Raw genomic sequence first — 20,257 nt, 5'->3', positions numbered from 1 at the left:
GTAAAGGGTGGCACCCCCATCTCCCGGATGAACGACAGGAGATGGGGGTGCCACGTTTGTGGGGGTCAGATCAGCCCATCTGACCCAAGCTATTTACTAGTTCGACTCCGGCGTGGTGGTCGGGGCCGTGGTGGTGGACTCAGTCGACGTGGGCTCAGTCGACGTGGACTCAGTCGTCGTGGGCTCAGACGGCTTGGACTTAGTCGACGTGGGCTCAGACGGCTTGGGCTCAGTCGCTGCGCTGGTCGTCGACGTGGTGGTCGGGGACGTGGACTTCTTCTTGTCCGAACCCTTGCCTGCACCGCGTCCGCTGCTGCCAGTCGAGGACAGGACCTGGACACCGTTCGGGTCAACACAGGCCTTGTAGACCGAGACGATCGCCGCAATACCGGCTGCCAGCAGTGCCAGGCCGATCGCCGCCTGCGCGAGGTTCAGACCGACCGGTGCGAGCTGCGCGTCGATCTGCGCTGCCACGCGGGCGACCTCTGGGTTGAAGACACCCAGTGACTGCTGCAGGTTCGTGTTGGCCTGCTTGATCTGGACGCTGACCTGGTCCATCATCGGCTGCAGACCCGGTAGGCCAGCGGCAGCCACGATACCAACCGGAATCAGCAGTGCCAGCGGAATACCGAAGCTTGCCAGCGTAGCGATGCAGTGATCGCGGTCCGGCAGGTGGCTGGACAGGCCTGTCCACTTCTCCACCGTCGTAGTCACCGTGGTGGTATCCGTACCCGAGTTGTAAATCGGCGGCTCGACTACCTTGGTCGGGTCCTTCACCGTGACGGTGATCGTGTCGATGATGTTGCCCGACGGGTCCTTCACCGTCACCGTAATCTTGTCGCCCGGCTTCGCGTTGTCACCCGGGGTGAACGTGATGTTGCCGTTGTCATCGATTTTCGCGGTGCCCTTGCCCTCGCCGCCTTCAACGGTGACGGTGGTGCCAGGCTTGGTCGGACCACCCTCGTTCGGGATGGTGACCGGCTTGTCCGCCGGGGTGGAAGCGTCGTTCCAGTACGGCTCGCTGACCACGACCGTGACGTGGAAGGTGTCAATCTCCTTGTCATCTGGTCCGGTGACGACGATGAACGCGACGTCATCTGGTTCCATGTTCGGGCTCGGAGTGAAGGTGATGTCACCGCTGTTCGGATCGATCGTCGCAGTGCCCTTCGTCGGATCCGTGACCTTGACCGTGGTGCCAGGGCGAACTGGGCCGCCTTCATTCTTGACCTCTACCGGCTTGTTCGGCTGGGTTTCCGCGTCGTTCCAGTCCGGGTTCTCAGCAACGATCTCGATGGTGAATTCATCGATCTTGTTGCCCTCAGGATCCTTGACCACAACGGTGACCTTGTCGCCCGGCTTCAAGTCGTCGCTTGGAACGAAGGTGATGTCGCCGGTGGTCGGGTCGATTTCGACCTTGCCCTTGGTGGGATCAGAGATCTCCACCGTGGTGCCCGGCTTGACCGGGCCACCGGTGTTTTCCACGACGACAGGCTGGCCCGGGGTGGTTGAGGTGTCGTTCCAGTCCGGTGCCTTCTGGTCACTTGGGTTGAGCGGGTTTTCGCAGTCGCGGATTTCATCCTCGTTGCTCTTACCGTCGCCATCCCAGTCATCACTGTCAGCCAACGGCTTGCCGTTAGCATCCACCAGCGTGAAACGAACCGGTACGTTCTTCGATGGAGTTGCACCCGCTTCGAACGTGACATCCACAGCGGTACCAGCAGAGAAGAGCTTCTTGATCTCCTCGATGATCCTCTTGATGTCCTCCGGTGCAACCTTGCCCGGTTCGCACTGGCCCTTAACGATTCGGTCGCGCGTGTCCGTGAACGCCTTCGCCAGCTTGTCCTGGTTCGGTGCGGTAGCCTTCACTTTTCCGTCGCGGACGCCAGGCTTACCGACGGACCACAGGCCGTCGTGGTCGTTCTTGGCGCCGGGAACCTCGGTGAAGTTCTTCTCTTTCGGGTTGGTGCTGAACACCGGGGATGCGGTCTCGGATTCGCCGACCTTGACCTTGGTGTTCGGGTACCCAACCGTGTAGACATCCACAACATCGACGACGGTGACCGTGAAGGTTTCCTTGTCCTTGGAACCGTCCGGGTACGTTACGTCGACCTCGACCTCGATCTTGTCGCCGACCTGGGAGTCCTTCGGCGGCGTCACGGTAATGGTGCCGTCGCCGTCTACATCGACGGTCCAACCACCCGGGTTGTTGGGGATGGTCGGGGTGACCTTCGTGCCCTCGGGCAGCGGGTCACCGGTGTTCGGAACCTTCACCGGTTCACCCGGCGTGGTCTCCTGATTGTCCCAGTTCGGGGTGGTGGTCGCAGCGTTGTCGCCACCGTCCTTATTGTCCACGGTGACGGTGAACTTCTCAACGTCGACGGAACCATCAGGGTACGTCACGGTGACCGTGATCGTGGACTTGTCGCCGGTCTTTGCATCAGCCGGCGGAGTGACTGTGACGACGCCTTCAGGGGTAGTGGTAACGGTCCAGTTCTTGTCGGAGGTTACCTCGACCGTGCTGCCTGCAGGGATTGGGTCACCGGTGTTCGGGACCTTCACCGGCTCGCCGGCCGGGGTGGAGGTGTTGTCCCAACGCGGGGTGGTGTTCGTCGCGTCGCTGCCGTTGACCACGTCGACCTTGGCGGTAACGATCTCGCGTGAACCATCCGGGTAGGTCACAACGACGGGGATCTGGTACTTGCCAACCGGTGTCTCACCTGTCACGACGACGGTGCCGTCAGGTGCCACAGTGATGGACTCCGGGATACCGGTCACGCCGGGCTCGAGCTCGAATGTCGGGCCGTTCCCCTCGGAGTCAACCGGAGGATTGATGGGGTTACCCTTACCATCGGTCCAGGTTGGCTTGATCTCTCGCGACTCGCCCTTCGGGATCTGAGTGTGCGGGTAGCTCGGCTGGTACTGGGAGTTCTGCTTGTCGCCCAGGACGACCACGGAGTCGCGCGAAATCGGGTAGTTGTCGAAGTACAGCGTCGCAGTAAGAACGTCACCGTCGTTGACCTTCTTATCCCCATCAAGGTCCCACGCGGTGAAGGTGCACTTCTTCGCATCTTCGACGGTCTCAATTTCACAGACCTGCAGGGCGGTGTCCTCGATCTTCGTCGCGTCGTCATCACTGCGTTGGTTATTCTTCGTCCACACAATGCGGTTACGCATGTTGGAGAGTTCACCGTCAACGCGTACCTCAAGTGGAGTGCCGTGCGGCGCCGGGTTGTTGAAGACGTCGTACTCAAGAATGTCGATACGTGCCTCATTGGTGATCGGTGCAGCGAAGTTGACGTTGATCCAGCGGTTGTTGCCCTGCAGGAACGGCTCACGCAGCGACGTGATGTCGGTCGGGGCCTGGAGGCTACCGTTCTTCGGGTTCAGCATGCGGTTGCGACGTGGGTATGCGTACTCAGCATTGTTGTAGGTGGAGTACGAAGTCACAATCTGCTCGTTCTCATCGACCAAGAAGCCGTAGATGGAATTCGCGTTGGTCTTGTCGAAGGCTTCCTTGGGGAAGCGGGCGGTGTAGTGGCTACCGATCACGGGTGCCTTAACCGTTGCGACGATTGGGTCCTGGCCCTTGGCGCGGTAGTCTTCGAGCCACTTCTTGGTCGCCTCGGCACGCTTTGCCGGGTTGGTGCCGTTCATCGCAACCTTGTAGGACTGCGCAGCTTCCTCGGTGAGCATGGTGAGCACGACGGAGTACTTGCCGTCTGCGATCTTCGCATCGTAGGGGTCGAAGGTCTGCGTGACTTCGTTGCCCACGGCGCTCTTGCTCACGCCTTGGCCGAAGTCGATTTCGCGCCAGACCTGACCGCTTACGGTGTATTCGATCGGCTGCTTTGGCGTCTGGTACTTCGGGCTGGAAATCTCACCGCCGGCAAGACGCTTAAGCGGGCCAGCATTGTCCTCGATCCACTGTTTGCGAGGCTTGGTCATGTAGTTCGAACCGTCGTTACGCGGTTCGGGGACCTCGTTCATCCAAATTGCAGTCCTCTGAAGGTTCTGACCGGCGAACGGGAACGAGCCGAGGTTGTTCCAGAGCAGACCACCGGCGGCACCGAAGGTACCCGGAGTACCACCCGGCGCAACACGCAGCATGTTTTGCATGTTTCCGGTCATCGGATCCTTGTACGGATCAATCCAGATCTTCACCATCTGGCCGCCCGTGGCGTTGTAGATGTGCTTACGGCCGTTAGCGTCGACGAACCCCTCGCGGAGATCAAATGCGTACGCACCAGGGCCCGATGGGCTGAAGTTTGAGGTCACGTTCTTCGGGTCGGAGTCGCGGCCCTTGGTGTTCGTGGTTTTCGCGGTGTAGATCGGCGAAACCGCGCCGTCGTCGTCCATCCACTGGAGTTTCACCACGGTGCCTTCTGGCACGGGGGTGCGGCTTTCGCCGGTGGTGGAAAGCGAAGGGTCGTAGCCCTGGGCGTCCGAAGTGGTGCGGTAGACGTACGCGCGACCGGAAACCGTGTGCTTTGCGTTGGTCAGATCCGTCGCGCTCTTGACGTAGCCGTTGGCGTACGCGTCCGCCTCGAGGACCTGTGTAGGCCGGCTCTGCAGATTCGAGGCGCTTGTGGCGGTCGTGGTCGCTTCTGCAGCCTGCGCGGCGGGCAGTGCCACCGGTGCAGCGATCGGCTGGAGGACTGGGGCGACGAGCGCCAGGGACAGTGCGGCTGCCGCAATGGTGGTTCCGCGGCGGCGTGCGGTGTTCATCTTGGACATTGGGTTACCTTTCAGGAAACTTAAGTCAGTATGTGGGGAGTAGAAAAAGGTTAAGAATCGCTTCCTAGTCCTTTTGGAGCGACATTTTCCCTTTTCACCTCACATAATGCGGTTCATCTGTGAAAACTGTTGCTCTCGAAGATAGAACTTAGCACGAGCTAACCTTAATGATTGATTAGAAAGCTAAAATCACTACCCCTACTACTTACCCCCGTGACTTATAAACAACTGAGACGTAAGTTTTATGCAAGAACGACCCAAGACAACAACACCCCCACCCTCCCGGATGAACAACGGGAAAGTGGGGGTGTCGTTTGATTCGTAACCGCGCGGACCACTGTGCGCCCGGCCCGCGAACCTCAGCCAGTCCATGGCGGTGCTGCCCTTGTCCTTGGAGGAGGACATGAGCAGATCCGAAGAGAGCTTCTTGTCAGATGACTGACCAGACGGGCTGCAGTTGGGAGGGGATCGTCGATAAGCGTGCTGCTAGCGCAAGCGCGCGAAGAGAGCGTCGGCTTGAGCCTCGTCCCACAAGACAACGCTGCCGACTTCTGTGTCCTGAAATCCACCGATGGGTACGGTCTCCGTTTGGACGCCGCGCATGGCCAGCGCGACGCGTGCGAGGTGCCAGACATGATCATGCTTATCGACGATGAACAAGCCCGGACCCCTCGTAGCCAGGGCTATCGCGCGGAAGGGATTGAGCATAACCCCGGGCGAAAGCACGCGATCCATGAGCGCACCGAGGAATTGACGCTGACGCGCGACGCGATCCAAATCACCCTGCGCTGTGGCACGCGTGCGCACGTATCCCAACGCGGTCGGCCCATCCATCTTCTGGCATCCTGCCTGGACATCCAGGTTTGCCAACGGATCCTGGATCGCTTCCTCCACGCAGATTTCCACGCCGCCAACGACATCAACCATGCCGGCCAGGCCGCCCATGCCGATCTCCGCGTAATGGTCTACGCGCAGGCCCGTGTTCTGCTCAACCGTCGTGGCCAAAAGTTCTGGGCCGCCGAACGCGAACGCGGCGTTGATCTTGTCGTAGCCGTACCCAGGAATTTCCACGTAGGAATCACGCGGAATGGAGACCAACGTCGCCGTGCCCGCGTTGGGGATGTGCAGCAGCATGATTGTGTCCGTGCGCCCCTGGCCAAGGTCACCGCCCGTTCCCAGACGGTCAACCTCCTCTTGGCTCAACCCCTGCCGTGAATCGGAGCCAACAATCAACCAGTTCGTTCCCGCAGTGTTTTTCACGTGGTCATCCGGCATCGCATCCACACGGTTGAGCTTCGCGTCCGCAAACAGCGTAACGACGATCACCAGCGTCACAAGCACCGCAATCAGTGAGCCGCAGCCGCAGCCGATCCGTGGGGTGCGCGGGCGCTGCTTGTTCGGGCGCTGCTGATTCGGGCGCGGCTTTTGCGGCCGTGGTTGTTTCGGACGTGGTTGTTTCGGCTGGTAGCGGCGCTCGCCGAGGTCTGGCACGCGGCGTGGCTGGTACTCGGCGGGCTGGTACTCGGTGGCCTGGGGCTCCTCGCTGGGCATGTACTGCTTGGGGCGGTTGTGCTGCGGGGTTGTGTGCTGCGGGGCTGGTGCGGGGCGCTTGAGCACGGGGCGGCCGTAGCGGTCCACGATGGGTTTTCCGTCCGCACCGATCACGTAATCACCCAGGTTGTCGCGGGGATCATTCGAGTGCGGAGTGATAGGCATGGTCAGAGCCTAACGGTGCAACCTTGATGGATGGTTGAGGCTAGCGGAGAGTTGAGCACGAACGTGACTGTGCGGCAGCGGGTAAACTCGGGGGCCATGAGTGAACCCACAAAAACTGTCGCTTTTCTTGGCCCCCGGGGGACTTTCACGGAGGAAGCGTTGTGGGCGTTTGCCCCGTACATCGATGGTGAGATCAAGCCGCAATCCGTCGATTCCCCGTTTGAAGCGCTTGATGCGGTACACACGGGTAAAGCGGATTACGCGGTGGTGGCGATAGAGAATTCTGTCGACGGATCGGTGACGACGACGGCGGATGCCCTGATTGAGGCGCCGTCCGCACAGATTTACCGCGAGGTGGAGCTGCCCATTACTTTCGCCATCATGGTGCGCCCCGGAACGGATCTCAAAGAGCTTGCGGACTTAAGAGCCCCACGCTTATCGACGCACCCAGTGGCGTATTCCCAGGTCAAGCAGTGGATGCGCGCGAACGTGCCGGGGGCGGCGTTCCAGCCAGCGAGTTCCAACGCCGCCGCCGCGCAGGCCGTGGCTGATGGGGATGCGGATGTGGCAGCGGCCCCGCTGCGCGCGGCAGACATGTTCGGCCTTGACGTTGTTGCCCGCGACGTGGCGGACATCGCTGGGGCACGCACCCGTTTCGTTCTGGTGGGGCCGTCAGGCCGACCAACGCCGCGGACGGGTGAGGACCGCACGTCCGTGATCTTCCAGCTCCCTAATGAGCCCGGCACCTTGGTGGGTGCGCTGCAGGAATTCGCCTACCGCGGCGTGGACCTGTCCCGCATTGAATCGCGCCCCACGCGCGTGGAGGCGAACACGTACAACTTCTACGTTGATCTAGTCGGACACATTGATGACGTACCGGTAGCTGAGGCCCTGCGCAGCCTGTGGTTGCGGTCCACCGAGATCAGCTTCCTTGGCTCCTGGCCCCGCTTCGGATCCGAGCGGGCCACCCGAGAAGACGCGTTCACCTCCGAACACATCGAGCAGGCGACCAAGTGGGTTACCGCCGCGCGGGAAGGGCACCAATGCTAATTCTCCTTCGGCACGGACAGACCACTTCCAACGTGACCCGCGCGCTGGACACTGCGCTGCCCGGCGCTGACCTGACCGAACTCGGACAGCAACAGGCACGCGATGCCGGCGCGGAAATCATTAAGCGTTTCGCGCCCGCGCGGATCGCGACATCCCAGGCCATCCGCGCGCAGCACACTGGGCGGCAGGCCTTTGGCGCCTACTTGGAGCAGGCCGGCGCCGAGCTGGAAGAGCTGGTTGGGATCCAGGAAATCTCCGCCGGGCGATTTGAAATGCAAAACTCCCCCGAAGCGCACCTGGGCTACCTGTCCTCCGTCGCTGGCTACTTCGCCCGCAATCTAGATGCGCAGGTGGACGGCGGGGAAACACTCACCCAGTTCCTCGGACGCTACCGCGCCGGGCTGCGTCCCTATGAGGAAGCCGCCCGCGACGATAACGTCGTGGTGGTCAGCCACGGAGGCGCGATCCGCGCCTACGCTGCCAACGCGACATCCGTGGACTCCCAGTTTGCCACGCGCGCGTACCTACCCAACTGCGAATACGTGGTGATTAATCCCGTTGGGGACTTCGGCGACTGGGAACTCATCCAGTGGGGAGCGGCGCACAACCAGGACACCGGCTTCGCCGTTGACTAACCCCATCCCAGCTGGTGGAGCTCGTGCTCTTCGAGACCAAAGTAGTGCCCCACCTCATGGAAAACGGTGACGCGGACTTCGTGCGCTAGCTCGTCAAGGTCAGCGCACATCTGCTCGAGGGGCTCTTTGTACACGAAGATCGCCTCTGGAAGGTAGCCGGTGTGGTTCGCATGCTGTTCCGGCAGCGGCACGCCTTCGAAGAGGCCAAGCAGTTCCGGGTTGTCCTCGTTATAGTCGCGTGCCAAGACCACAACATTGTGCATGTGCGCGGTGACATGGTCGGGGAGGGCGTCAAGTGCATCGTCGATAAGCGATTCGAAAACTTCGTCGTCGACGGGGTGCATTACGGCGCTGCGCCTTCTTCGGGGGCCGGCGGCGGCGGGTCCTGCGGCCGCTGTTCAGAGCGAAGCGGGCGACGTTCGGGCTGCTTGGCCGGGGGTTTTCCGTCGATAGTAAAGCCCTCGCGGCCCGCTGTCGCGGAGCCCTTCAAGGCAGCGAAGCGGTTGTCGCGGGCGAAAATCAAGCCGCAATTGACTCTGCGGGAACCGCCGTCCCACGCTGGCTGCGGCGAGGTGCCCCAGTACACCTGGAGCGTCGACTGGTAGAGGTTTTCTTCCCCGCCAAGGAATTCCTCCGCCGCGGCGGTGCAGCGTTTCTGCAGGTACTCGTCTTGCTGCTCCACGGTTGGTGTGCGGTCCGGGAACACGGGCGCCAAGTCCTCGATGCTGGTTATCTCAATGTGGTGAACTTCGCTGCACTCGACCTCGCTCGCGGTGTTCGCCTCGTCCGTAATAATGCAGCGTCCCACGGGCGTGACGCGGGCCTGATCTTGCTCGGCCGCCCGGCCCGTCGTCAAGATTGGGGCGCCATTTTGATCGGTTTCCTGGATGCCGCACAGCATCGTACGGTCGCCCTTTTCCCACGCCTGAGCTGGGGGAAGAATCGGGGCGATGGAGTAGCGGCCGGCGGGATCGTAGCGCCCCTCAAGGTAGTTCTTGGTCTGCGCCTGGCAGAGTTCCTCGCGCAGCTGCGCTTGGCGGGTGGGGTTCGGCGGCGGCGCGTCGGGGCCGAACTCCCCAATCGGGTAGGTGCTCAAATCTTCACGGGAAGACACCTCAAAACGGTGCTCACCGGCACAGGATGCTTTCTCAAAACCGGAAATCTGCCCGTCCGGCGCGACGTTCCACGTGAGGCACTCGCCCTTGTCCGCGGTGGTGAACGGTGCGATCGGTTCGTCCTTCGGGGCGTTCGTCGGCGCGGCGTGGTTCGTCCCAGCCTCGTCCTTTGCGCCGAGCTCAAAACCCGTCGCCCCAGCGTACGCACCCATTCCGCCCGCGCCCACGAGCGCAGCGCAGAGCAGAGCACGAATGCTTATCGACGATCCCTTAAAAGCCATACCCACAATCATGCCTCCAGATCGCGGATCTTCCTAACATTTCTGGGGATAAGTTGTCGGTAAGGTAGTGAGCGTGATTGATCTTAAGTACCTGCGTGAATTCCCGGATGTTGTGCGTGCCTCCCAGGTTGCCCGTGGTGAGGACCCCGGGTTGGTAGACCGTTTGCTTGAGGCTGATGAAAAGCGGCGCGCTGCGATCCAGTCGGCGGACACCCTCCGGGCTGAGCAGAAAGCGTTTGGCAAAAAGATCGGGCAGGCGGCCCCAGAAGACCGCCCGGCGCTGTTGGAGGGGTCCAACGAACTGAAAGCCAAGGTCAAAGAAGCCGAGGAAGCGCAGAAATCTGCTGAGGCAACGGTCAATGAACTGCAGTACGCGATCGCTAACGTGATCGCCGGTGCGCCCGCGGGTGGGGAAGAAGACTTTGAGGTCCTCGAGCACGTGGGTAGTCCACGCGAGTTCGACTTTGAGGTCAAAGATCACCTGGAACTTGGCGAATCACTGGGGATCATCGACGTGGCCCGGGGCGCTGAGGTTGGTGGCGCACGCTTCTACTACCTAGTCGGCGATGGTGCGTGGCTGCAGTTGGGAATGTTGATGCTCGCGGCCCAAAAGGCACGCGAAGCAGGCTTTACGGTGATGATCCCGCCGGTGCTCGTGCGGCCGGAGATCATGGCTGGAACCGGCTTCTTAGATGCGCATGATGAAGAGATTTACTACCTCGAGCGCGATGACCTCTACCTCGTTGGAACATCCGAGGTAGCACTGGCTGGCTACCACAGGGACGAAATCATCGATTTGTCCGAGGGCCCGAAGCTGTACGCAGGGTGGTCGAGCTGCTTCCGTCGAGAAGCTGGCTCCTATGGCAAAGACACGCGCGGCATTCTGCGCGTCCACCAGTTCGACAAACTGGAGATGTTCGTCTACTGCCAGCCGGAAGAGGCAGAGGAGATGCACCAAAAACTGCTCGGGCTTGAGCGCGAGATGCTCGCTGCGGTCGAGGTTCCGTACCGCATCATCGACGTTGCTGCAGGTGACCTGGGCTCTTCCGCCGCGCGCAAATTTGATACGGAAGCGTGGGTGCCGTCGCAGGGGACCTACCGCGAGCTGACCTCGACGTCGAACTGCACGACCTTCCAAGCACGCCGTCTAGGCACGCGCTTCCGTGACGCAGACGGAAAAGCCCAGACCGCGGCCACGCTCAACGGCACGCTGGCCACCACGCGCTGGCTCGTGGCTATCTTGGAAAACGGCCAGCGAGAAGACGGATCCGTGGTTGTGCCTGAGGCGCTGCGGCCGTGGGTAGGCAAGGACGTACTTGTTCCAAAGAGGGGAAAGAAGTGACATGAAAGTCGTGGATAAGCTGTTCCGCATTCCGGATGCGCTGCCGGATGTACATCCGCACCCGACGGAGTCGAAAGAGCCGTTCTACCAGTTTGTGATCTCCGCATTCAAGCGCGTTATGCGGGCCCAGGGCCTGAGCTTCATCGTGCGCGGCGCGGAAAACGTGCCGGAGCGGGACGGCGCGATCTTCGTGATCAATCACACCGGGTACTACGACTTCATCTTCGCGGGTATCGGGCCGCATCTGCGGGGCAAACGTTTGGTGCGCTTCATGGCCAAGGTCGAAGTGTTTGACACTCCGGTCGTCGGCACGCTTATGCGGTGGATGAAGCACGTGCCGGTGGACCGCGCCGCGGGCGCTGCCTCTATCGATGAGGCGGTGCGGTGGCTTCGCAGCGGCGGGCTGGTTGGAATCTTCCCTGAGTCGACGATCTCCCGCAGCTTTGAGCTAGCGGAATTCAAGACGGGGGCCGCCCGCATCGCCGACGAAGCCGGCGTTGCCATGATCCCCACCGTGATCTGGGGCTCCCAGCGCATCTGGACTAAGGATCTGCCGAAGAACCTGGGTCGCTCGAAGACACCCGTCATCCTGTCCTACGGCGAGCCCGTGTACACCACCGGCAACCCGGAGGAGGACACCGCGCGCGTCAAAGCCGCGATGGAGGAGCTTCTTACACGCAACCATTCCGAGTACGCCGAGAAATTTGGCCCCTTCCCCAAGGGCGAACCGTGGATGCCGGCCTCCTTGGGCGGCTCGGCCCCAACGCTCGAAGCGGCGAATGAAACACAGAAGCGCGAACGCGCTGAGAAACTGGCTAAGCAGGCAGAAAAAGGATCATAATCGTGTCTGTTCCAGCAGGTTACCGCGTTGATAGCCACGTATTCCTCGTTCCCGAAACCGATGAAGTCGTCCCCACTCAGCCGGGGTGGACGTGGCGCAATGAGTGGACCCACCACCTGGTGAAGGACATCATGGTTCCGGTGATGAGCCTGCAAGGCGTGAAGTACTACATCCACGGCTCCGAACACATCCCCACGTCAGGCGGCGTGCTCATGGCCGCCAACCACACCGGCTACTACGACTTCGTCGCGGGCGCACTCCCGGGCCTTGTCCGCGGCCGCCGCCCCGTGCGCTACATGGCCAAAAAGGAACTGTGGGACGACCCGTTCACCCGCTGGATTTCCAACGGCGGCAAGCAGATCCCCGTCGACCGGTCTCGCGGCGCTGCCAGCATTGACGCCGCGGTAGAGAGCCTCAAAAACGGTGAGTACGTGGGCATCTTTCCCGATGGCACCCTGTCGCGTTCCTTCGAGCTCTCCGACTGGAAATCCGGTGCCGCCCGCATCGCGCAGAAAGCCGACGTACCGCTCGTGCCGTGCGCGATCTGGGGCTCCCAGCGCATCTGGACCAAGGGCCGTAAAAAGGAACTTGGCCGCACCGGCTACCCGATCATTGTTAACGTCGGCCCACCCGTGCCCACCGACGGCACCCCTGAAGAAGCCACCGCGCGCCTGGTTGATGCAGTACAACAGCTTCTTGATGAAGCGCGGCAGATGTACAGCGACAAGTTCGGCCCCTTCGAACCGGGCTTAGACTGGATGCCCGCTTCCATGGGTGGGTCCGCCCCGACCCCGGAGGAAGCACGCGAACTCAACCGCCGCGAAAAGGAAGAGCGGGAACGAAAGAAAGCACAAAAATAATGTCCACCGGCGCCCCGAAACTCATAGTCAGCGACATCGACGGAACGTTTTTAAACAGCACGAACCGCGTTACTCCGCGCCTGCGTGACGTGATCATGCGCGCCGTCCGCTCGGGGGCGAAGTTCGGCTTGGCGACGGGGCGTCCCCACCGCTGGCTCACCCCGGTACTAGATCAGCTGCCGATCTCTCCGATTTGTGTGTGCGCAAACGGCGCGGTGCTGTACGACCCGTCGTCGGATAGCATTCTGGCCCGCCACGAGCTGGAGCCGGATGTCATGGCGGACATCGTCTCAGCCGTGGCATCTGCGATGCCCAGCGGCATCGGCTGGGGAGTGGAGCGCGTGGGCAGCTCGGCGCTGGACCCGGAAGACGAATGCTTCCTGATTACCCAGGATTACAACCCTGACCTGTGGGACATCGGCTACGGAAAGGTCACCATCCGGGAACTCGTGTCGGTTCCCGCCGCGAAACTCTTGGTGCGCCACCCGACCATGAACTCAGCGGAGATGTTTGACATCATTGCCCCGCTGGTTGACGCGGACGACGCCCACGTCACCTATTCCATGGACGAGGGTCTCATCGAAATCGCCGCGCCGGGAATCACTAAAGCTACTGGTGTTTCCACCCTTGCCGCGCATTACGGACTCACTGCCGCTGACACCATCACGTTCGGCGACATGCCCAACGACGTGGAAATGCTCGCGTGGGCTGGCCTTGGCGTGGCCATGGGCAACGCGGCCCCCATCGTCCACGACGCCGCGGACTACATCACCGGCGACAACGATAGCGACGGGGTCGCGCAGGTGCTCGAGCGCTGGTTCTAGCCCCCAGCCCCAGCCCCTGGCCCCTGGCCCCAGCCGGTATACTTCGATTGGATATGCACAAAACCTAATATGGTTTGCGCAGGTCATAGCGCTGACCAAATCCCGGAAATTCATCGAAGTATACTGACTCCGCTTAGTTGAAAGCCCTAAGGAACGCGCGGATCTCGGCCTCGAATTCCCCATTCATGACTTCGCGCCAGCCGAAGCGAAGCACAAGCTTTCCTTGCTGCTGGATCTTCTTCTCTCGGAAGCGCTCATCGATCATGATTGTGAGCGGATCGCCGTACGTGCCGTTGTACTTTACGCGGCCGTCAAGTTCGACGGCGACGAACTCGTTGATCAAAAAATCGACGAAGGCGGTTCGCGGTTCACCGTATTCACCCAGGTAGGAAATGCGCACTTGGGCACGTAGGCTGGTCACCTCCGGGATGCGCAGAAGGATGTCGCGGGCAACGGTTTCCAGTGGGCTTTGCGACGTATCCACTGAAAACGCGATCAGCTCGCGGAACTCTCGGATCCCGCGCGAGCCCGATAAGTGCTCTGATGATTCTAAAAGGTACGGGATCGTGAAGGTTCTGGGCAATTGATTACGGAGCGATTCGATGGCAACGAGGCATTCCAGCCGGCCGTAGTAGCGAAAGATGTCGAAGAGCATGCGGATTGGTCTCACGATGGCGATCCCATCCAGAATGCGAACGTCGCTTGAACTTAAATAACTGCTCCGGTAGACGATCCGTCCACCCCGTTTGGATTTGACCGGTGGTTTCGCACCGTCACGGAGCAAAAGATCAGTGGTTGTGGCCCAGCTGAGGGTGGCTACACCCATGAGCTTTGCCGCAGCTGGTCCGGTTACAACAGCTGACCTGCAGCTATTCAGTGACTCGATGATGGATTGTAATTCCTGTTCTTGGTCCATGGTTCCCCCTGTTAAAAGCGGTCTGCCCCCTGCGGTCCGCGTGTTGAACATCTTGGCAGGAATGTGGACACGCTGGTTTTCAGGCGCTGGGAGCCCTGTGGAATTTGGGAGACCTGTGGATAATCGAATCGGTATACTTCGATGATTTTGGGAGATTTCTGCCCTCAACCGCACAGCCCTGAAATGCGGAAACCATATGCACAATAGCTTATGAATTATCGAAGTATACTGCGGCGGGTGAGGGTGGGGATTTCAACAGCCGGGCTTTCGCCACGGTCACAGATAAAACACGGTTTAATATCTGCATGTATATTGCCGCCATTGATCAGGGGACGACGTCAACGAGGTGCTTCATCACCACGGATGAAGGCGAGGTCGTTGGCACCGCACAGTTTGAGCATGAGCAAATCATGCCCCGCGAGGGCTGGGTGGAGCATGACCCCCAGGAGATCTGGGGCAATACCCGCCGCGCGATTACGGAGGCGCTGGTCGAGGCGGATCTAGAGCTGGAAGACCTCGACGCAGTCGGAGTCACCAACCAGCGCGAGACCGCGGTGATCTGGGACAAACACACGGGCAAGCCGATCTACAACGCGATCGTGTGGCAGGACACGCGCACGGAGAATTTCCCGATCAATCGTGGCGACGGCAAAAAGAAAACCGCAACTCGCAGCGGTGAAGACAAAGAGCGCTACCTGCGCACGACCGGCTTGCTGGCGAACTCGTATCCGGCCGGGCCGAAGTGGGCGTGGATCCTGGACAACGTTGAAGGTGCGCGCGAACAGGCGGAACGGGGTGATCTGCTGGCGGGCACGATCGATACCTGGCTGATCTGGAACCTCACGGGCGGCGCCCGGGCGGTCCGGCGGGGGATGAAGGAAGGCGGCATGTTCGACCGCCTCGGCATCCGAGGCAGGGCACAGCACGTCACCGACGTCACCAACGCGTCGCGCACGCTGCTCATGGATTTGGAAACGCTCGAATGGGACGACGACCTCTGCCAAGAGATCGGTGTTCCGAGGGAAATCCTGCCGGAGATTCGCCCGAGTTTCGGGCTGTTTGGCACGATGCGCCGCCGCAAAGGTTCCCGCGATGTGCCGATCACGGGGGTCCTCGGCGACCAGCAGGCCGCGTTGTTCGGCCAAGGCTGCCTCGATGTGGGCGACGCAAAAATGACCTATGGCACTGGCCTGTTCATGCTGCTCAACACCGGTGCGGAACCACAGTTTTCTGATCACGGCATGCTCACCACAGTCGCCTACCAGAACAAGGGCGAGGCCCCCGTTTACGCCCTTGAAGGTTCCGTCGCGGTCGGTGGCTCTTTGATCCAGTGGCTGCGCGATCAGCTCGGCATCATCTCCAGCGCTGAAGAATCGGAGAGGCTCGCCGCCGAAGTCGACAGCTCAGGCGGCGTGGTCATCGTCCCAGCGTTTTCTGGGCTGTTCGCCCCGCGTTGGCGCCCGGACGCGCGGGGAGTGATGACGGGGTTGACCCGGTTCGTCGATAAGCGTCATATTGCTCGCGCCGCGCTTGAGGCGACGTGTCTGCAGACCCGCGAGGTGGTCGCCGCGATGGAGAAGGACTCTGACATCGCGGTTGAGCGCTTGCGTGTCGACGGCGGAATGACAGCGAACTCCCTGCTCATGCAGATGCAGGCCGACATTTTGGACTCGGCGGTCGTGCGCCCCGACAACATGGAGACGACCGTGATGGGTGCGGCGAGCGCCGCCGGGATCGGTGCGGGCCTCATCGAGAAACCCTTCAGCCTCGGCGGCGATACCATCTGGGAAAACACAATGGCCGGCCCCGAAAGGGACCGGCTGGTGTGGCAGTGGGATGCCGCGGTGGAGCGTAGCTTGGACCTTGCCTAGCTGGTGCTAGCGCTTATTTATCGATGGTCACGTCGACGACACCCGTTTTCGCGTCGTAGTAAATGAAGCCGCGCTCGAAGGAGATGCGGAAGTCGCCGTTGGTGGGCGCCGACTCATCCTTGACTGGCCTGCCCAGCGCACCCAAGTCGCCGCCCTGCTTCAGCCATGCCGACGACAGCTCTGGGCCCATCAGGATCTCGTCGCCACCGATGCCCTCGGTTGCGATGCCGTTGTCGAAGAATGCGTAGGGGGTGCCGCCCGCGCCGGCCACCGTGCCAACGAGCTTGCCCAGGATCGGTTCGAAGGTGGTCCAGGCGTCGTTCGCCTTCTGGTTGCCGGAAATCTCAATCGCCTTACCGACGAACGGAAGAGCCTTGGCCAGGTTCACGCCCGGGATGATCTCGGCATTACCAGCCTTGCCAAGCTGGGGAAGCAAACCCGCGCCCGCAGCTGCCAAGAGCAGCGCGCCGATCACGGTGCCGATCGCGGTAGCGATGGCCAACGGATCGCCTGCAGCAAGCTTCTCGAAGGAGATCATGCTGGAAGCCTCCACCAGGTTGTTGATCATGGTGTTGTCGCCGGCGTCTGTTGTTCCGGTTTTGCCGGTTGTTCCAGTGTTCGTTCCGGTCTCGCCGCTTGGTGTCGGCTCCTGCGTGGTCGTCGTCGATGGAACCCAGCCAGTGCTTCCCTTGAGCTGGTTGTATTTCGCCTTTGCGGTTTGGCGGATGTACGGCATCTGTTTTTCTACGTACCTACCCGCGCACGCGGTGTTGCCCACGTCCTTGTGCATGAAGATGGCGGGCAGGGTCCGGCCGTTGAGGTAGACGGTGCTGGTCGGGTCGAAGTTGTGAACCGCGGCCTTCCAGCCGATCATCTCACCGACGGCGCGCAGCGATGCCTGCGTTGGGGTGGCCTCCTCGTAGTTACCCAAGATTGAGATGCCGAAGGTGTTGTTGTTAAAGCCATAGGCGTGGGCGCCCTGCGGGCCACGGTCGAGACCGCCCGCGTGGCCTTCGTAGATATTGCCGTACTTATCGACGAGGGCGTTGTACCCAATGTCGCCCCAACGATTGTTGATGGCGTGGTACGTCCAGATACCTCGAACAATGCCTGCTGACTCTGCCTCGGTGTAGTTGTTGGAACCCGCGGTGTGGTGCACCGTTGCGGCCTTCACCGGCTCCGAGTAGTACGGGGTCGATGATGCCCCGGCACCCCACTGGGCACGGGTGATCACCTTGGGCATTGCCCAGGAATATGCGTTTGCGGCCGGTGCGATCGGGTTTTCGGCAGTTCCTTCACCCGGGTCGACGAAGATTGCTTCGATGTCGGATGCAGTGGTGTGCTCCACCGGCTCGTCGGCTGGTGGCTCCTGGACCACGGCTTCGCCGTCGGTCACGCCGTCAATCGGTGCCGGTGCTACGGGCTCAGCTGGCGCCGGTGCCGGTGCGGGCGCGCCGGGGGCTACTGGAGCGGGAGCGAACGGAACCTCGTCCGCGACCGGTGCGATGTCGCCGTAGTTCGTAGCGGCGGGAGCCGGGGCTGGAGCTGGTGCCTGCTCAGGCGCTGCACCGTCCTCCGGTGCTGGCGGAATGTCAGCTTCAACGAGGTCCACGTTTCCGGTGGAAACCTGGATCCTGTGCGTCGGCTCGATCCAGATGATGTCGGTGCCGTCAGCCTCCTGGCCGTCGGGGCCTTCCAGTTCAGGCAGCTCGTACCATTCTGACCAGACGCCCGGCTCACGTTCGGCGCGGACGTAGGAGACGATGTCGCGGTTACCTTCCCAGTTCAGCGCGAACATGGAGAATTCGTTCTCGCGGTAAAATTCTTTTACGGTGCGGGCAGCTTCGCCCTCACCCTGTGCAGCCACGGCGGGGTCCGGGACGACGACACTGTCGCCGTCGCTAAGCGAAGCGCTCTCGGTGACCACTTCGGGGACCTCGGGAGCGACGTCCTGGGTTTTTTCGATGGTGGTCACGCCAGCCACGCCACCAGCGACGAGCGCCAGCGACATGACAGCGGCAATCACCGGAGTCTTTCGCTTTTGATTGAGTCGGCGGTTGATTCGCATGAAACGCTCCTGCTGTTACATGTGTGACAAAGATAGATCAGTGCGAACTATAGGGCATCAAAGTGATATTTAGTGTTTAATGTTGCGGCGTGTCGGGCCGTCGATAAGCAAAGTGCCCTGCGCTAACGTGGTGGGCATGTATGACCTCATCGTTGTCGGATCGGGATTTTTTGGCCTCACCATCGCGGAGCAAGCGGCGAGTGAGCTGGGCAAACGCGTGCTTGTGGTGGAAAAACGTGAGCACATTGGCGGTAACGCGTATAGCGAAAACGAGCCAGAAACCGGCATTGAGGTGCACAAATACGGCGCGCACCTATTTCACACGTCGAATGACCGCGTGTGGGAATACGTCAACCGTTTCACGGACTTCACCGACTACCAGCACCGGGTCTTCGCCATGCACGACGGCACGGCCTACCAATTCCCGATGGGCCTGGGCCTGATCAACCAGTTCTTTGGCCGCTACTACAGCCCGGATGAGGCGCGCGCCTTGATCGAGGAGCAGCGCGAAGGCCTCGACCCGGCCGCCGCGACGAACCTTGAGGAGCGCGGCATCGCGCTGATCGGCAAGCCGCTTTACGACGCCTTTGTGAAGCACTACACCGCCAAACAGTGGCAAACCGACCCGACCGACCTGCCGCCGGAGATCATCTCCCGCCTGCCCGTGCGCTACACCTTCAATAACCGTTACTTCAACGACAAATACGAAGGCCTGCCGGTGGATGGTTACGCCGCGTGGCTCGAGAACATGGCGTCGTCCGAGCTCATTGACGTGGAGCTGAACACCGACTGGTTTACTGTGCGCGAATCCGTGCGCGCCGCCTCGCCCGACGCCCCGGTCGTTTACACCGGGCCGCTTGACCGCTACTTCGACTACTCCGAGGGCCGCCTCGGCTGGCGCACCCTCGACTTTGAGCAGGAAGTCCTCGACACCGGCGATTTCCAGGGCACGTCCGTAATGAACTACAACGACGCCGACGTCCCCTACACCCGCATCCACGAGTTCCGCCACTTCCACCCAGAGCGGGATTACGGCGACGACAAAACGGTCATTGTCAAGGAGTACAGCCGCTTCGCCTCGGAAGACGACGAAGTCTACTACCCCATCAACACGCCCGAAGATCGCCAAAAGCTCGAAGCTTATCGACGATTGGCCGCCGACGAGTCGCGGGAGAACAAAGTGCTTTTCGGCGGCCGCTTGGGCACCTACCAATACCTGGACATGCACATGGCGATCGGCGCGGCGTTGTCGGTCTTCGACAACCACGTCCGCCCCTACTTTGAAGACGGCAAGCCGATCGACCAGCCCCGCGGGCACTAGCGGAGCGCGCCCACGCTGTTGACGACCATGTAGATGCCGACGATCGCCGCGATCCAGAGCAGAGTCACCTTGGCCTCGTACTGAAGGCGGGGAATGGCCTTCTCAAGGCGAGGGAAGAATCTCTGTCCCGCAACGAGCGCGATCGCCGCCAAGATCACGGTCGGCGCGATCATGACCCCGCAGTACGCGGCGATGGCTGCTATCTGTCCTGCCATCGGGGTGTCCCAGTCGCTGATGATTCCCATCGCCGCGATATAAGGCAGCATGGTCGCCGCTTCCGTCAGGGAGGCTCCTAAGCCCAAGATGATCATCTTGGGCAGGCTGGTTTGGATGGGCTTGTTCAGCTGCTTCGGTAGCTCGCCCGGGGCGGGTTTGACCGGGTCGGGCGCGAAGATTCCGAAGATGGCGAGAATTGCTCCCAGTACGAGGGTGATCCAGGGGAAGACGGGCGTGTCGGTGATTCGCTCTACGTACGAGCTGAGGCCGGTGAACCCCAGGAGCATGGCCACTCCAAGGGCGAAATACACCGCCGCGACGGTGAGCAGGTAGGCAGCGAGCGCGGGCACGCGCACGTTTCGCCACATGAGAATGAGTGCTAGAGGGATGACGAGCGTGCCGATGCTCAAACTGTCGAGCAGAGCTAAACCGACGAGCGGAAGGAGGGAGTGCATGGCGGGAAACCT

General features: G+C 61.4%; 15 protein-coding genes. 8 read left to right on the top strand and 7 right to left on the bottom strand.

From position 1 onward, the window contains the following. Positions 1–96 precede the first annotated feature (96 nt). Together CAQUA_RS10600 and CAQUA_RS10595 are read right to left on the bottom strand one after the other, a co-directional pair. The gene (locus CAQUA_RS10600) at positions 97–4,734 is read right to left on the bottom strand and encodes a Rib/alpha-like domain-containing protein (RefSeq protein ID WP_196825148.1); all 4,638 of its coding nucleotides are present in this window, start codon (positions 4,732–4,734) and stop codon (positions 97–99) included. 486 nt (positions 4,735–5,220) lie between these two features. After that, positions 5,221–6,450, bottom strand: a complete 1,230-nt coding sequence (locus CAQUA_RS10595; protein WP_196825149.1) for an LCP family protein — start codon at positions 6,448–6,450, stop codon at positions 5,221–5,223. Between the two features lie 96 nt (positions 6,451–6,546). Between CAQUA_RS10595 and pheA the strand changes: the two genes are divergently transcribed. Further along, entirely contained in the window at positions 6,547–7,500 is a 954-nt protein-coding gene (pheA, locus tag CAQUA_RS10590; protein WP_196825150.1) for a prephenate dehydratase, read from the top strand. Continuing rightward, the gene (locus CAQUA_RS10585) at positions 7,494–8,135 is read left to right on the top strand and encodes a histidine phosphatase family protein (RefSeq protein ID WP_196825151.1); all 642 of its coding nucleotides are present in this window, start codon (positions 7,494–7,496) and stop codon (positions 8,133–8,135) included. Before pheA ends, CAQUA_RS10585 begins: the two co-directional genes overlap by 7 nt. Here the strand turns inward: CAQUA_RS10585 and CAQUA_RS10580 are convergent. Beyond that, positions 8,132–8,479 carry a metallopeptidase family protein gene (locus tag CAQUA_RS10580; protein ID WP_196825152.1) on the bottom strand — a complete coding sequence of 116 codons (348 nt, stop codon included), beginning with the start codon at positions 8,477–8,479 and terminating at the stop codon, positions 8,132–8,134. The genes CAQUA_RS10585 and CAQUA_RS10580 overlap by 4 nt on opposite strands. Continuing rightward, the gene (locus CAQUA_RS10575; RefSeq protein WP_231375544.1) at positions 8,479–9,531 is read right to left on the bottom strand and encodes a septum formation family protein; all 1,053 of its coding nucleotides are present in this window, start codon (positions 9,529–9,531) and stop codon (positions 8,479–8,481) included. Before CAQUA_RS10575 ends, CAQUA_RS10580 begins: the two co-directional genes overlap by 1 nt. Positions 9,532–9,604: 73 nt before the next feature. Here CAQUA_RS10575 and serS point away from each other — a divergent pair, with 73 nt between their 5' ends. The 4 genes from serS to CAQUA_RS10555 are packed head-to-tail and all read left to right on the top strand — an operon-like array spanning position 9,605 to position 13,398. Continuing rightward, on the top strand, positions 9,605–10,873 hold the full coding sequence (serS, locus tag CAQUA_RS10570; protein ID WP_196825154.1) for a serine--tRNA ligase: 1,269 nt from the start codon (positions 9,605–9,607) through the stop codon (positions 10,871–10,873). A gap of 1 nt (position 10,874) precedes the next feature. Continuing rightward, entirely contained in the window at positions 10,875–11,714 is an 840-nt protein-coding gene (locus tag CAQUA_RS10565; protein ID WP_196825155.1) for a lysophospholipid acyltransferase family protein, read from the top strand. A 2-nt stretch (positions 11,715–11,716) separates the two neighbouring features. Continuing rightward, entirely contained in the window at positions 11,717–12,574 is an 858-nt protein-coding gene (locus CAQUA_RS10560; protein WP_196825156.1) for a lysophospholipid acyltransferase family protein, read from the top strand. After that, positions 12,574–13,398, top strand: a complete 825-nt coding sequence (locus tag CAQUA_RS10555; RefSeq protein ID WP_196825157.1) for an HAD family hydrolase — start codon at positions 12,574–12,576, stop codon at positions 13,396–13,398. Before CAQUA_RS10560 ends, CAQUA_RS10555 begins: the two co-directional genes overlap by 1 nt. A gap of 133 nt (positions 13,399–13,531) precedes the next feature. On the opposite strand, the gene CAQUA_RS10550 is transcribed toward CAQUA_RS10555, so the two are convergent. After that, complete coding sequence (locus tag CAQUA_RS10550) at positions 13,532–14,314, bottom strand: putative endonuclease domain-containing protein (RefSeq protein ID WP_290178380.1); 783 nt, start codon at positions 14,312–14,314, stop codon at positions 13,532–13,534. A 305-nt stretch (positions 14,315–14,619) separates the two neighbouring features. Here CAQUA_RS10550 and glpK point away from each other — a divergent pair, with 305 nt between their 5' ends. After that, on the top strand, positions 14,620–16,185 hold the full coding sequence (glpK, locus tag CAQUA_RS10545; RefSeq protein ID WP_196825159.1) for a glycerol kinase GlpK: 1,566 nt from the start codon (positions 14,620–14,622) through the stop codon (positions 16,183–16,185). A gap of 13 nt (positions 16,186–16,198) precedes the next feature. Here glpK and CAQUA_RS10540 read toward each other — a convergent pair whose 3' ends face one another. Next, the gene (locus CAQUA_RS10540) at positions 16,199–18,253 is read right to left on the bottom strand and encodes a peptidoglycan recognition protein family protein (RefSeq protein WP_196825160.1); all 2,055 of its coding nucleotides are present in this window, start codon (positions 18,251–18,253) and stop codon (positions 16,199–16,201) included. Positions 18,254–18,332: 79 nt separating this feature from the next. On the opposite strand from CAQUA_RS10540, the gene glf reads away from it, so the two are divergent. Beyond that, a complete protein-coding gene (gene glf, locus CAQUA_RS10535; RefSeq protein WP_231375546.1) occupies positions 18,333–19,574 on the top strand; it encodes a UDP-galactopyranose mutase in 1,242 nt (413 codons plus the stop codon). Here glf and CAQUA_RS10530 read toward each other — a convergent pair. Beyond that, positions 19,571–20,245, bottom strand: coding sequence for a GAP family protein (locus CAQUA_RS10530; RefSeq protein WP_196825162.1), 675 nt, complete (start codon positions 20,243–20,245; stop codon positions 19,571–19,573). The genes glf and CAQUA_RS10530 overlap by 4 nt on opposite strands. Positions 20,246–20,257 lie beyond the last annotated feature (12 nt).

The sequence above is a fragment of the Corynebacterium aquatimens genome (assembly GCF_030408395.1).
Taxonomy (GTDB): domain Bacteria; phylum Actinomycetota; class Actinomycetes; order Mycobacteriales; family Mycobacteriaceae; genus Corynebacterium; species Corynebacterium aquatimens.
Note: the sequence above shows the minus strand (reverse complement) of the source record. Positions and strands in the feature narration are given on the sequence as shown.